Origin of the sequence: Methylobacterium sp. Leaf117, assembly GCF_001422985.1 — a bacterium.
Lineage (GTDB): Bacteria > Pseudomonadota > Alphaproteobacteria > Rhizobiales > Beijerinckiaceae > Methylobacterium.
Window position 1 is genome coordinate 22,785 of sequence record NZ_LMNL01000010.1, and the last position, 12,418, is coordinate 35,202.

Consider the following 12,418-nt stretch of genomic DNA (forward strand, 5'->3'; position numbering starts at 1 on the left):
CTGAACCGACGACGCGTCGAGGACCCGATAACCGGACGTTTACGGTTTTCGGCAACCTTGCGTTCACCATGATCCGTGCCCCGCATGCGATCGGGAGAGGGTGAGACAACGGTGGGTAAGCTTCTGCGACACGGTCGGACCACGCGTCGACGCTTCCCCGCTCCGGCGCGTCTCCGGCGCCTCGCGGTCATCGCGGCCGGCATCGGCCTCGCGGTGGTCGGCGGAACCCGTGGTACCCAGGATGCCGTGGCCAACGGCGACACCCGGACCCTCTCGATCTATCACACCCACACGAAGGAAAGCCTGACCGTCACCTTCAAACGGGATGGCCGCTACGACCGCGCCGCCCTGGAGCAGTTGAACTGGCTTCTGCGCGACTGGCGCATGGAAGAGCCGACCAAGATGGACCCGCGCCTCTTCGACACGGTGTGGGAGGCCTATCGTTCGGTGGGCTCGCAGGAGCCGATCAACGTCGTGTCGGCCTATCGCTCACCCGGCACCAACGCGATGCTGCGGCGGCGTTCGAAGATGGTGGCCGAGTACAGCCAGCACATGCTCGGCAAGGCCATGGATTTCTACCTGCCGGACGTGTCGATCGATCAGATCCGCGCCATTGGCATGCGGATGCAGCGCGGCGGCGTCGGCTGGTATCCGCGCTCCGGCTCTCCCTTCGTCCATCTCGACGTCGGCTCGGTCCGGTCCTGGCCGCGCATGACCCACGATCAGCTGGCCCGGCTGTTTCCGGATGGCAAGACCGTCCACCTGCCGAGCGACAATCGCCCCCTCCCCGGCTACGAGATGGCGCGGGCCGAAATCCTGCAGCGGGGCGGCACCGTGCTCGGCGTCACCGAAGTGGCGCAGATGGACGAGGATGACGGCCCGAGCATCAAGGGCTTCTTCGCCAGCCTGTTCGGCGGTGGCCGCACGCAGGAGACCGCGCCGCCGGTCCAGGTTGCCGCCAAGGCCTCCGACCGGACGTCCGAGCGAATGAGGGCGAAGCCCTCCCCCGTCGTCGTCGCGAGCGCCGACCCCGAGGATGCGGTCGGCGCTCGCGCCGCCCTCGCCTACGCGGCGCCCGCCGCCGACGAGACCCTCAACGGCGCCCTCCTCCGTCGCGACGGACGCGACGCCCAGAGCCTGCTGACCGCCGAAGCGCCGAATGCGGCTGCCTCCGAACCCGCGAAGGCCACTATCGTCCTGCCCCTGCCGCCCCGGCGTCCGGCGGAGTTCGCAGCCGTCACCGCGGCCTTGACCATGCCGCTGCCGCCGTCGCGGCCGGCCGTCCAGGTGGCGAGCCTCGGTGCCGTCGGGATGGCCAACCTGCCGTCCTCGTCCACGCCGAGCCGCTCCGCGGCAATCCCGGTGCCGGCCAACGCCGATTCGCGCACCCAACTTCGCGCCCTGTTCGCGGCTGCCGCTTCCGACGCGGAGCCCGCCAGCCGCGCGGCGCCGGTCAGGCTCGCGAACGCGAAGGCCAAGCTCGACGGCGCGCCCGGTGCGGTCGTGGCGCGGCCGGCCGGTGTCGCCACCCGCTTCTCGGTTCGCAGCCCCGGCGACGACCTCGCCGCGACCCGCTTCACCGGGTCCTCGACCCGAGGCGTTCCCGGCACCCGCTGACCGGGTCCGGTCCGCGATCGGACGATCGGGACGGGCGGTGTTCGCTCCGTCCCTGTCCCGCCCGGGCATGTGGAACGGTCGGCGCCGCGTGCCTTGGCCGGCGCCGGACAGTCTTACGCCATGCCGTTCTGGTGTTATCCGGTGGCAATACGGGCGATCCCCGTGTGTATCCGTCTCGGCGAGGCGACCTGTCCTGATGGCGGCCGGACATGCCGCGATGGACGTGAGCAACGGCATCGACGCCGGACCTTGGGCGTCGGACCCGTGTCCTGACCGTTCCTGATCTCGAGTCCGCCAGCCTCGCGCGGATGAAGCAGCGCTTGGCGCTTCGACAAGTCTTGATCCGAACGACTGCGTTTTATCGGGCTCCAGCGCCGCGCAGAATTGGAGAGATCCGGCGCTATACGTAGTTTCCGGACGGGGGGAACGCCCCCGCATCACCCATATGGTGTATGACGCCGCCCCGCTGGCTCGGGACAAGGTGTGAATCCCTCAGATCGGGAGGATTTGGCAACCGTCTTTCGCGAGATGGCGTTGCAGGCGGTGCGGAGGACCAGGGATCGTGATGTTTTCGATCAGCGCGACGTGCCTGCTGGCGGGGATCGTCCTCGCGCTGGTCGCGCAAAGTTACCCGCGCCGCCGGGTCGCCCTCGAATGGGCCGGCGGCACGCTCCTGATCGCGGGGCTGGGGCTGCTCGGCGCCGGTCTGCGCCTGTTCCGCTGACGGTCCCGGCTCAGACCATCCCGAGCGCCTGCATGTACAGCTCCAGGATCGCCTCTTCCTCCTGGCGCTCGGCATGGTCCTTCTTGCGCAGGGAGATGATCTTGCGCAGGGCCTTGGTGTCGAAGCCGGTGCCCTTGGCCTCGGCGTAGACGTCCTTGATATCGGAGGCGAGGCCGGCCTTCTCCTCCTCGAGGCGCTCGATGCGCTCGATGAAGCTCTTCAGCTGGTCGGCGGCGACGGAGGAGGCGTCGACGGCGGGTGCGGCGGATGCGGCCATGGTGGTTTCAAGTCCCTGACATGCGAGGCGCGGTGCGGGGCGCCGGAACCGCCTCGATAAGCCGTCAAGCTTACCGGGACCTTAGTGCGGCTCGGCCGCCGCCTTGGCGAAGGCCGCCTGTTGCTCCGGGGACGCGTCCGACTGGTACAGCCGCTTCCACTCGGCGAACGGCATGCCGTAGACCGCCTCCCGGCTCTCGTCCTTGCTCATCGGCAGGTCCTTGGCCTCGGCCGCGTCCTTGAGCCAGTTCGACAGGCAGTTGCGGCAGAACCCGGCCATGTTCATCAGGTCGATGTTCTGCACGTCGGTCCGGGCCTGCAGATGGGCCACGAGGCGCCGGAACACGGCGGCCTCGAGTTCGGTGCGGGTGGCGGCGTCGATCTCGGTCATGGTGCGGTGTCTCCGTTTGTCGGCTTGAGGTCGGGCGGCCCGGCCCCGCCGTCAAGCGGCGATCGGCAGCATCGGCCGGAGCAGGCGCGCGAAGCGGGACGCCCATTCGGCCTGTCCCGCCTCGCCGACGATGAGATCCTGGCGGATCTCCACCAGGGCGTTCGGCAGCCCGCGCGCCATGGCGTGACGGTCGATGGTGTCGCCGGGCAGGCCGCCGCCATAGGGCTCGTTGTCGCCCACCGTCAGCCCCGCCGGATCGGCGCGCAGGCCCGCGATCAGGGGCGCGCTCATGCGGTCGTCCCGGTCCCACAGGATGCCGACCTCCCAGGGCCGGGGCACGCCGCGCCAATAGGGCGTGAAGCTGTGGATGGTGACGATGGCCGGGCGCCTGCCGGTGGCCTCGGCCTCGGCGATGCCGGCGTCGATCGCTTCGTCGAAGGGCGCGTAGAAGCGCCGGATGCGCTCGGCCTTGCCGTCCTCGTCGATGCGGGCATTGCCCGGCACCACCGCCCCGTCGGAGAGGCGCATCACCAGGGTCGGGTCGGCCCGGCCCCGGTTCGGATCGATGATCAGGCGCGAGAACCGGGTCAGGATCGCCGGCACGCCGAGATCCGCCGCCAGCCGGCGCGTCACTGCGGCGGCGCCGATGTCGTAGGCGATGTGGCGGGCGAATTCGTGCTCCGGCACCCCGAGCTGGTCGAGGTCGGCCGGAACGTGGTTGGAGGCATGGTCGCAGATCAGGAGCAGGCCCCGGGCGGGATCGCCCGGGATGGTCTCGACGGGATGCGGTGGCTGCATGGGAAGGCAGGGTCCGGTTGAGCGCGGGCGGCGGCGTTGGAACGAACGGCACCGGTTTCGCCGGCAGGAAGCAAGGCCCCGGCCGCATCGCGGGGGATGCGCCGTCACGCACGGCTTACCCGTCATGCGTGGCTTGCCGAGGCGGCGAGCGTCGGGCACAGCACGTATCGCGGATCGCGCCGCGACGGCAACAATCCGGCACCATGCCGGGGGCACAACAATCCGGAGGACAACCACCGGGCCGCCTTCGCGATCGACCACCGGAATACGGAAACGCCATGACCGACTCCAACTCGACCGACTCCAACTCGACCGACTCCAATTCGACCGAGACCGCCCGCGCCCTGCTCCTGCATTGCCTCGACGAGGCGATCGCCGCCGCCCACCCGGCGCGCTGCCTCGTGCCGCACCTGCCGGCGCCCGGCCAGGGCCGCCTCATCATCCTGGGTGCCGGCAAGGCCGGCGGCAGCATGGCGGCCGTCGCGAGCCGGTTCTACCGGGAGGAGCACGGCGTCGATCCGAGCCGCATCGTCGGCCTCGCGGTCGCCCGCCACGGCTACGGCGAGGAGGCGCCGATGATTCGCATGGTCGAAGCCGGACACCCGGTGCCGGACCAGGCCGGCATCGACGCCACCATCGACACCCTGAAGATCGCCGCCGACGCGGGGCCGGACGACGACGTGCTGGTGCTGCTCTCGGGCGGCGGCTCGGCCAACTGGATCGCCCCGGCCGGCGACCTGACGCTCACCGAGAAGCAGGCCATCACCAAGGCCCTGCTGCGCTCGGGCGCGCCGATCAACGAGATCAATTGCGTGCGCAAGCACCTGTCGCGGATCAAGGGCGGCCGGCTCGCCATGATGGCGCGCAACGCCCGCTCGATCCTGACGCTCGCCGTCTCCGACGTGCCGCACGACGACCCGGCGGTGATCGCCTCCGGCCCGACCGTACCCGACCCGTCCACTCTGGCCGATGCCCGCGCGATCTGCGAGCGGCGCGGCATCCCCCTGCCGGAGACCGCCAAGGCGCTCCTCAACGATCCCGCCAACGAGACACCGAAGGCCGGCGACCCCGCCTTCGCCCGGGCCGAGTACCGCATCATCGCCCGGCCGATCGACGCCCTGGAGGCCGCGGCGGCTGCCGCGTCCGCGGCCGGCTACGAGCCGGTGATGCTCGGACCCGACGTCGAGGGCGAGGCCCGCGAGGTCGCGGCCGAGCACGCCGGCATGGCCCGCGAGATGGCGGCGGCCGGGCGCAAGGTCGCCATCATCTCGGGCGGCGAGCTGACGGTCACGATCAAGGGCGAAGGCCATGGCGGCCCGAACCAGGAATACGCCCTGGCGCTCGCCCTGGCGCTCGACGGCGCCCCCGGCATCCTCGGCATCGCCGCCGACACCGACGGCACCGATGGCGGCCGTGGCGAGGCGACCGATCCGGCCGGCGGCCTGGTCGACCCGACCACGCTGGCCCGCGCCCGCGCCGCCGGGCTCGATCCCGCCGCGATGCTGGCCGACAACGATTCGACGAAGTTCTTCGCCACCATCGGCGACCTCGTTCAGCCGGGTCCGACACGCACCAATGTCAACGATTGCCGCATCATCCTCGTTGGCTAGGTGCGCCGGCGGGCGGTCCCGGGTCTTCGATGGGTCCACGGTCACCTCGGGTCCCCTCTCCTGGACGGAAACGGGCAGGGTGAGGCGTATGGATTCTCCGGACACGACCCACGCCTCACCCCAGCCCTCTCCTTCCAGGAGAGGGAGCGGCGTCGCGGCGTCGTCCGGCGGGGTCCTGCCCTGGGTTGCCGCGCTTCGGGCTGGAAACGGCGACCAACGCGGCGGACAGCTGGCCCGGCTCGCCCGCGCGGTCGCTGGCACGGTCGCCGTCACGTGCCTTGCGGCGATCCTCGTGCCGGTGCCGGCCCGCGCCGACCTGCGCATGTGCAACCAGACCGCCAGCAAGGTCGGGATCGCGCTCGGCTACCGCGACCCGCAGGGCTGGGTGACGGAGGGCTGGTGGGACGTCGCGCCCAAGGTCTGCGAGACGCTTGTGAAGGGAGCCCTCGCGGCGCGGTTCTACTACGTCTACGCGGTCGACTACACGCGCGGCGGCGAGTGGAGCGGCCGCTCGCTGATGTGCACCAAGGACCGTGAGTTCACGATCCGCGGCGTCGAGGATTGTCTCGCCCGGGGTCTCGACCGCAACGGCTTCTACGAGGTCGACACCGGCGAGCAGAAAAGCTGGACCATCCAGCTCACCGACCCCAACCAGCCGGTGACGCCGACGCCGTGACAGGCGGCCAAAGCCCGTGTCGGGACGGCGAGCCCCCGGAGCGGACGTCGCGGCTCGGGCCACCTGCGCCCTCCTGGTGGCGATGAGGCCACGTCCGGCCCCACCCTGTCAGGTTCGGCCGGGCCGGGGGATCGTTCTCACCGGCTCGCGGGCCGGCTCAGGGCTCGCGCGCCATGGTTCGCCCTCAGGCTGTCGCCCGCTTCTCGACGACGGTCGTGTTGACGGTGTCGGCGGGCTCATACAGCCACCGGGCCATGGCGCCGGCCGCGATCGCGCCTGCGATCGGCGCGAGCCAGAACAGCCACAACTGCATCACGGCCTCGCCGCCCGCGAACAGCGCGGGTCCGGTGCTGCGAGCCGGGTTGACCGAGGTGTTGGTCACCGGGATTGAAATCAGGTGGATGAGGACGAGAGCAAACCCGATGGGGATGCCGGCAAAGCCAGTGGCGGCGCCCTTCGAGGTCGTGCCGACGATGATGAAGAGGAAGAAGAACGTCGTCAGGAATTCGATGATCAGGCAGGCCGCGAGACCGTACTTGCCGGGGCTGAGATCACCGTAGCCGTTCGACGCGAACCCGTTCGGGACCCAGCCGGCCTTGCCCGACGCGATCACGTAGAGGACGCCGGCCGCGACGACGGCGCCGATCACCTGGGCGATGATATAGGGCAGCACGTGCCGGTTCGCGCAGCGGTGGGCCGACCAGAGTCCGAGGGTCACGGCCGGGTTGAAGTGCCCGCCCGAGATGTGCCCGACCGCATAGGCCATGGTCAGCACGGTGAGGCCGAAGGCGAAGGCCACCCCGAGGAAGCCGATGCCGAGTTCCGGAAAAGCAGCCGACAGAACGGCGGCGCCACAGCCGCCGAAGGTGAGCCAGAAGGTGCCGAAGAACTCGGCGGTCGCGCGCCGCATGGTATCGTAATCCATCCTGAAACCTTTCGCTGCAAGAGTCCGCGAAGTGCTCGCGATCGGTCAGGACTGAAGATTTCAGTCGGCAAAGCGCGAGTTCGAGTTATCGACGACGGCATCGGCCGAAACGCCTTGCGCGAAGGTTGCATGTGCCCGTTGAGGTGGCAATTGTCGCTGCTGTGAATATTTTGGCAGCCGATCGCTGCCGTGCCTGATTATTGGGCTGATATGCTCGAAGGATCATGAGCAAAGCGCCGCATTCAAAATCCACTGGTCATTCTGAGCCGAATTCATAGCTCCGCCGACGCGGCGTGGCTTTCGTAAAAAGCCGGCGGGTCTGGGCCACGCCGATACTGGGACGGACGAGGCCGAAACGATGCCGAATCTTGCAGCCGTGCGGTGGATGTCGGGACCTGAAGTCCGATACCATCCCGGTCCGTTCCGGCAAGACCGCGCGTCGAAGTCCTCGTTTCCGCAGTCCGGCTGTCGTGAATCCTGGCGCGGAGGGCCGCGCAGAACGTCGAATGCCCATCCACAAAAACATTGACAATATTCCTATTTCGTGCTTTCCTGCCGCCACTCGCCTCCCCCCGACGGGAGGCCCTTCGGCGGACCGGGTCGAGGGGTTTGGGAGGACGAGACGGCGCCCGCGCCGATGGCCCGGTTTCGCCATCGCCCCGGGCAGCGCCGCGCGACGCAGGGTGTCTCGGCGCGGGTTGGGCCTCTTCAGGCCGGACCCGCAAACCTGGGGCACCTCCAGACAACGGACGACCCGCCCACTACGAGGCGGGTACGGGGCCGTGGGCCATGATCAGCCGGCCGCCAGGGGCCGCCGCCTTCCAATAGGGGGCGACGGACCGTGGAGGAGGGCCGCCATAAGCCGAGTCGCCGACGCCGTAGAGGACGCCGTGACGTGACAGGTTCGACCCTTCGGGGCCGCGCCCAGGGACGCCGGGAGACCGGCTTCGTTTTCCCTTCGTGGTTTCGCGGCGTCCCGCGTCTCCCGCGTCGGTGAAACCCCGCGCCGGGATCGGCGGCGGGGCCGCGCGCGCATGCCGGCAGCGCATCGCGACCCCCTGGACGGGGGTCGGGGGCGGCCCGGCGTTCTTGACGCGCCGGCCCCATCGGTGCTTGTGGCCCTTCGCTCAACGCCGGTCGTCTGAAACCGGCGAGGCCTGATTTCGGGGATGGAGACCACAGTGAAACGCTCACGCCGCACCAAGATCATCGCGACCCTGGGTCCCGCCTCCGATACGCCGGAGATGATCGAGAAGCTGTTTCGCGCCGGCGCGGACGTCTTCCGCCTCAACATGAGCCATCTGCCCCGGGAAAAGCTGCCCGAGAAGATCGAGGTGATCCGCACGATCGAGCGGGAGTTGAAGCACCCGATTGCGATCCTGGTCGATCTCCAGGGACCGAAGCTGCGCGTGGCGGCCTTCGCCGAGGGTGCGGCGATGCTGGCGAACGGCGCCACCTTCGTGCTCGACAGCGACCCGACCCCCGGCGACGTGTCGCGGGTGTTCCTGCCCCATCCGGAGATCCTCTCCGCCCTGGAGCCGGGCCACGTGGTCATCATCGACGACGGCAAGCTGCGGCTGACCGTGACGGAGGTGTCCGAGGGCCGCGCCGTGACCCGCGTCGAGGTCGGCGGCCGGATCTCGAATCGCAAGGGCGTCTCTCTCCCCGACACCGTGATCCCGGTCGCCGCCATGACCGAGAAGGACCGCGGCGACCTCGAGGCCGGCCTCGCGGCGGGCGCCGACTGGATCGCCGTCTCGTTCGTGCAGCGCCCCGAGGACGTGGCCGAGGTGAAGAAGGTCGCGGCCGGCCGGGCGCTCATCATGGCCAAGATCGAGAAGCCGCAGGCCCTGACCCGGCTCGAGGAGATCATCGAGATCTCCGACGGCCTGATGGTGGCGCGCGGCGATCTCGGCGTCGAGATGCCCCTGGAGCAGGTGCCCGGCGTGCAGAAGCGCATCACCCGCGCCTCGCGCCGCATGGGCAAGCCGGTCGTGGTCGCGACCCAGATGCTCGAATCGATGATCACCGCCCCGGTGCCGACCCGCGCCGAGGTCTCGGACGTCGCCACCGCCGTCTACGAGGGAGCCGACGCGGTGATGCTCTCGGCCGAGAGCGCATCGGGTTCGTTCCCCATCGAGGCGATCTCGATGATGAGCCGGATCGCCGAGCAGGTCGAGCGCGACGCCCTGTACTGGACCATCCTGACGGCCCAGCGCTCGGAGCCCGACGCCACCGCCTCGGACGCGATCGCGGCGGCGGCGCACCAGATGGTCGACGCCCTCAACCTTACGGCGATCATGGCCTGGACGCATTCCGGCTCGACCGCCCTGCGTCTCGCCCGCTCGCGGCCCAACGCGACGATCATCGCGCTGACCCCGAAGCGCGAGACGGCCCGGCGCCTCGCTTTGTGCTGGGGCACGCACCCGATCGTCACCAAGGACGCCAGCGACGTGGACGACATGGCGTTCCGCGCCGCCAAGTTCGCGGTGCGCGAAAACTTCGCCGAGATCGGCGGCCGCATCATCGTGGTGGCGGGCGTGCCGTTCGGGACGCCGGGCGCCACCAATCTGGTGCGTATCGCCTTCGTGACCCGCGAGCACGCCGCCAAGGCGTGAGGTTCATGACGGAGCCGCGCCGCCGGTTCGTTGCGGCGGCGCGGCTCAGTGAGTGGTGACGGATTCGGACAGGCGGACCACCTCGTCGACGACCGCCTGCGTCGCCACCGCGTGGACCATATGGCCGATGCCGGCCAGCTCCACGAGCCGTGCGCCCGGGATGAGCCTGGCCAGCGGACGGGCATGCCGCTCGGCCGGGACGATGGCGTCGCGGTCGCCGGTGACGATCACGGTCGGTACCGCGATGCGCCCGTAGGCGGCGCTCTGCTGCTGGAGCGCGGCCGGCAGCGCCATCAGGTCCTGGACATTGGCCAGCATCGTCGCCGGTCGCAGGACGAGGGCGGCGCGGCTGGCCTCCAGGTAGCCCGGCGGCGCGCTCTGCGGCTTGAACACCGATTGCCCGGCCGGTCCCAGGTAATAGAGACCGACCGGCGTGGCGACGGTCCGGCTCAGCAGCCACGTCACCGGCGGGACCAGGGCAAGGCGGTAGTACCAGGGGATCGGCCCCATTTCGGGCAGCGGCATCACCGCCGGCGACACCAGGACGAGCCCCGAAACGCGATCCGGATGATCGAGGGCCAGTGCGGTCGCCAGCGCTCCGGACCAGGAATGGCCGAGCACGAGGGCGGGGCCGATGCCGAGATTCGCCAGCGCCTCCGCGATCACGGCGGCCTGGGCCCGCGGCGTCGCCAGGGCGCTGCCGCCGGGGCGGTCGCTCCAGCCGAAGCCCGGCCGGTCGAGGGCCACCACCCGGAACCCCTCGGCGGCGAGGCGCCGGCCGAGATCTGTCATCGGATCGGCCGCATTGGCCGAGGCCCCGTGCAGCAGCACCACGGTGCCCCGCGTCGAGGGATTCGGGCCGGCCTGGATCGTGGCGATGCGGCCGCCCGTCACCGCCACGAAGGGGCCAGCCGGCGGATAGCGCGCATCGATGCGCGCCGAGATCAGCAGGGTGATGCCGGCCGCGATCAGCGCCAGCACGAGGCCGCCGGCCAGGAGACCGGCGATCAGCTTGAGGAGGAACATGGGGGCTACAGGTCGCGACCGTCGACGTCGGGCGCCAAGCGGTCGATGGCGGTCTGGAGCCGGTCCATGCGGGGATAAAGGGCCGATGCCCGCCGGAATGCCTCCAGGGCACGGCCCTTGTCGTCGAGGCTCTGGTAGATCCGCCCCAGGGCCGCCCAGGCCTCGAAGTGGCGCGGCTCCAGAACGAGCGTACGCTGGAGGTCGGCGATGGCCGCCGACGGATCGGACAGCATCCAGAACACTGTCGCGCGCCGATTCCAGCCCTCGGACCAGCCGGGCTCCAGGGTCGTCGCCCGGTCCATCAGCTCGATCGCCAGCGGAAGATCCTGGCCGGACATCGCCTGCCGGGCCCGCTCCGTGAGAAGGTCGGCAGTGGCGCTGCCGGACCGGCCCAGCCGCTGCTCGATCAGGCGGGCGACGCCCTTGGCCTCGGCATCGTCGCCGGCGGCCTTCAGGCGAGCATAGAGGTCGTCCAGGGAAAGCGGCTGGCTCTTCTCCGGCTTCGCCGCCTCCCGGACCGGAGCCGCCCGGACGAGCGGCACGGAGAGAACGCAGAAAGCCGCGACAAGCGCGGCTCTCAGGCAGGGTCGGGCGGGATCGTGTGGCGACATGGGCGAAGCTTCCTCGCCTCGCATCGCCACGTCAACGTGCGCGCTTGCCGCGTCCCCTCGGGGGCGGCAGCAAACCCTTCAGCCCTGACGGGCCTTGAAGCGCTTCTGCGTCTTGTTGATGATGTAGACACGGCCCTTGCGACGCACGATCTGGTTGTCGCGATGACGGCCGCGGAGGGACTTGAGGGAGTTGCGAATCTTCATCGGTCTCACGTCGGTCGAGCGATCAGCCCGCCGCCTGTCCATAGGGTCTCGGGAACGAGGCACCTGACGGCGGCCTCGGCGATGTGTCGATGCATCGCGGAAAGGCGGTTGCCTTATCAGGATTCGCGCCGGCAAGGCAAGGCTTCCGGGGCGCTTCCGCCGCATCTCCGCGCTTGTAGCGCTCGATTGGGCGATCAGGGAAACCAGATCCGTCGGTCACTTGCACTTCGAAAGGCCGGGACGCTCGCCCGCTGCGAATGACCATCGTCAAGCCTTTCGATCCCGGGTTTCGCGAAAACGTGAAGGGAGAGCCGTTTCCCGCGCAGTCAAACCGGCCTTGCCCGAGAAACACTATCCATCTGTAAAGAGTCTCGGCCCTATAGAATTCGAGCGCGAGCCGATCGCGGAGATGGGGCTTTGACGACCGACATGGAGCATTCGGAGCAGGCTCAGGACGCGCCGGTACCGCGCCGCGAGGAGCGCAGCCCGACCAATTGGATCGCCACCATCCGGTTCCGGGACGGGACCGAGATTCCCTGCACCGTCAAGGACGTCTCGAAATCCGGCGCCCGGATCTGCATCGGGGCCAAGCAGGACCTTCCACCGGTCTTCATGCTGCGGATCATCGGCCGGGATTTTCTGTGCCTCGTCCGGGTCGCTTGGCGGCGGGGCGACTATGTCGGGGTCCGCATCGAGCGCGTCGGCAAGGTTCCTTCCGCAGCCGCCGCAACAGCCCCTGTTGCTCAGGCTGTCCCGGTGACGTCCGAACCGACGACACGGGCAGCCGTTCCCGATGGCGGCGGGCTTGGCGTTCCGTCCCGCAAGCGCGGGATTTCGGCTTTCTAGGGTCTGGACTCGATCAGCACCAGAAGGCGATGACGGCAGCGAGTGCGACGGCCGAGGCGTAGTTTCGGGCCAGCTTGTCGTAGCGGGTGGCGATGC

General features: G+C 69.8%; 13 protein-coding genes. 6 read left to right on the forward strand and 7 right to left on the reverse strand.

Annotated features, from left to right (window positions below):
• The first annotated feature begins 84 nt into the window (after positions 1 to 84).
• A complete protein-coding gene (locus tag ASF57_RS06765; RefSeq protein ID WP_156376002.1) occupies positions 85 to 1,617 on the forward strand; it encodes a DUF882 domain-containing protein in 1,533 nt (510 codons plus the stop codon).
• A 565-nt stretch (positions 1,618 to 2,182) separates the two neighbouring features.
• Positions 2,183 to 2,341: a hypothetical protein gene (locus tag ASF57_RS25500; RefSeq protein ID WP_156376003.1), complete on the forward strand. Its 159-nt coding sequence runs from the start codon at positions 2,183 to 2,185 to the stop codon at positions 2,339 to 2,341.
• A 10-nt stretch (positions 2,342 to 2,351) separates the two neighbouring features.
• Here ASF57_RS25500 and ASF57_RS06770 read toward each other — a convergent pair whose 3' ends face one another.
• The 3 genes from ASF57_RS06770 to ASF57_RS06780 all read right to left on the reverse strand — a co-directional run bounded on the left by ASF57_RS06770 (position 2,352) and on the right by ASF57_RS06780 (position 3,806).
• On the reverse strand, positions 2,352 to 2,618 hold the full coding sequence (locus ASF57_RS06770) for a DUF2312 domain-containing protein (RefSeq protein WP_056180857.1): 267 nt from the start codon (positions 2,616 to 2,618) through the stop codon (positions 2,352 to 2,354).
• Between the two features lie 81 nt (positions 2,619 to 2,699).
• Entirely contained in the window at positions 2,700 to 3,008 is a 309-nt protein-coding gene (locus tag ASF57_RS06775) for a DUF1244 domain-containing protein (RefSeq protein ID WP_056180861.1), read from the reverse strand.
• A 51-nt stretch (positions 3,009 to 3,059) separates the two neighbouring features.
• The gene (locus ASF57_RS06780) at positions 3,060 to 3,806 is read right to left on the reverse strand and encodes an N-formylglutamate amidohydrolase (protein ID WP_056481316.1); all 747 of its coding nucleotides are present in this window, start codon (positions 3,804 to 3,806) and stop codon (positions 3,060 to 3,062) included.
• Positions 3,807 to 4,084: 278 nt separating this feature from the next.
• Between ASF57_RS06780 and ASF57_RS06785 the strand changes: the two genes are divergently transcribed.
• Entirely contained in the window at positions 4,085 to 5,416 is a 1,332-nt protein-coding gene (locus tag ASF57_RS06785) for a glycerate kinase (protein WP_056481319.1), read from the forward strand.
• 286 nt (positions 5,417 to 5,702) lie between these two features.
• On the forward strand, positions 5,703 to 6,092 hold the full coding sequence (locus tag ASF57_RS06790) for a DUF1036 domain-containing protein (protein ID WP_274533539.1): 390 nt from the start codon (positions 5,703 to 5,705) through the stop codon (positions 6,090 to 6,092).
• Positions 6,093 to 6,276: 184 nt separating this feature from the next.
• On the opposite strand, the gene aqpZ is transcribed toward ASF57_RS06790, so the two are convergent.
• Positions 6,277 to 7,017, reverse strand: coding sequence for an aquaporin Z (aqpZ, locus tag ASF57_RS06795; RefSeq protein WP_056481322.1), 741 nt, complete (start codon positions 7,015 to 7,017; stop codon positions 6,277 to 6,279).
• 1,181 nt (positions 7,018 to 8,198) lie between these two features.
• Here aqpZ and pyk point away from each other — a divergent pair.
• On the forward strand, positions 8,199 to 9,635 hold the full coding sequence (gene pyk, locus ASF57_RS06800; protein ID WP_056180953.1) for a pyruvate kinase: 1,437 nt from the start codon (positions 8,199 to 8,201) through the stop codon (positions 9,633 to 9,635).
• 45 nt (positions 9,636 to 9,680) lie between these two features.
• Here pyk and ASF57_RS06805 read toward each other — a convergent pair whose 3' ends face one another.
• From ASF57_RS06805 to ykgO, 3 genes are all read right to left on the reverse strand, one after another.
• Positions 9,681 to 10,661, reverse strand: a complete 981-nt coding sequence (locus ASF57_RS06805; RefSeq protein WP_056481325.1) for an alpha/beta hydrolase — start codon at positions 10,659 to 10,661, stop codon at positions 9,681 to 9,683.
• A gap of 5 nt (positions 10,662 to 10,666) precedes the next feature.
• On the reverse strand, positions 10,667 to 11,272 hold the full coding sequence (locus ASF57_RS06810; RefSeq protein ID WP_156376004.1) for a tetratricopeptide repeat protein: 606 nt from the start codon (positions 11,270 to 11,272) through the stop codon (positions 10,667 to 10,669).
• A gap of 78 nt (positions 11,273 to 11,350) precedes the next feature.
• Positions 11,351 to 11,476 carry a type B 50S ribosomal protein L36 gene (gene ykgO, locus ASF57_RS06815; RefSeq protein ID WP_055886195.1) on the reverse strand — a complete coding sequence of 42 codons (126 nt, stop codon included), beginning with the start codon at positions 11,474 to 11,476 and terminating at the stop codon, positions 11,351 to 11,353.
• Between the two features lie 417 nt (positions 11,477 to 11,893).
• Here ykgO and ASF57_RS06820 point away from each other — a divergent pair, with 417 nt between their 5' ends.
• The gene (locus ASF57_RS06820; RefSeq protein ID WP_244476846.1) at positions 11,894 to 12,322 is read left to right on the forward strand and encodes a PilZ domain-containing protein; all 429 of its coding nucleotides are present in this window, start codon (positions 11,894 to 11,896) and stop codon (positions 12,320 to 12,322) included.
• Positions 12,323 to 12,418: the final 96 nt, after the last annotated feature.

Bases quoted from the DNA above. Each gene is read 5' to 3' on its own strand.
- ASF57_RS06785 (WP_056481319.1), top strand. From the start codon at position 4,085: ATGACCGACTCCAACTCGACCGACTCCAACTCGACCGACTCCAATTCG.
- ASF57_RS06810 (WP_156376004.1), bottom strand. From the start codon at position 11,272: ATGTCGCCACACGATCCCGCCCGACCCTGCCTGAGAGCCGCGCTTGTC.
- ASF57_RS06780 (WP_056481316.1), bottom strand. From the start codon at position 3,806: ATGCAGCCACCGCATCCCGTCGAGACCATCCCGGGCGATCCCGCCCGG.
- ASF57_RS06770 (WP_056180857.1), bottom strand. From the start codon at position 2,618: ATGGCCGCATCCGCCGCACCCGCCGTCGACGCCTCCTCCGTCGCCGCC.
- ASF57_RS25500 (WP_156376003.1), top strand. From the start codon at position 2,183: ATGTTTTCGATCAGCGCGACGTGCCTGCTGGCGGGGATCGTCCTCGCG.
- ASF57_RS06765 (WP_156376002.1), top strand. From the start codon at position 85: ATGCGATCGGGAGAGGGTGAGACAACGGTGGGTAAGCTTCTGCGACAC.
- ykgO (WP_055886195.1), bottom strand. From the start codon at position 11,476: ATGAAGATTCGCAACTCCCTCAAGTCCCTCCGCGGCCGTCATCGCGAC.
- aqpZ (WP_056481322.1), bottom strand. From the start codon at position 7,017: ATGGATTACGATACCATGCGGCGCGCGACCGCCGAGTTCTTCGGCACC.
- ASF57_RS06775 (WP_056180861.1), bottom strand. From the start codon at position 3,008: ATGACCGAGATCGACGCCGCCACCCGCACCGAACTCGAGGCCGCCGTG.
- ASF57_RS06805 (WP_056481325.1), bottom strand. From the start codon at position 10,661: ATGTTCCTCCTCAAGCTGATCGCCGGTCTCCTGGCCGGCGGCCTCGTG.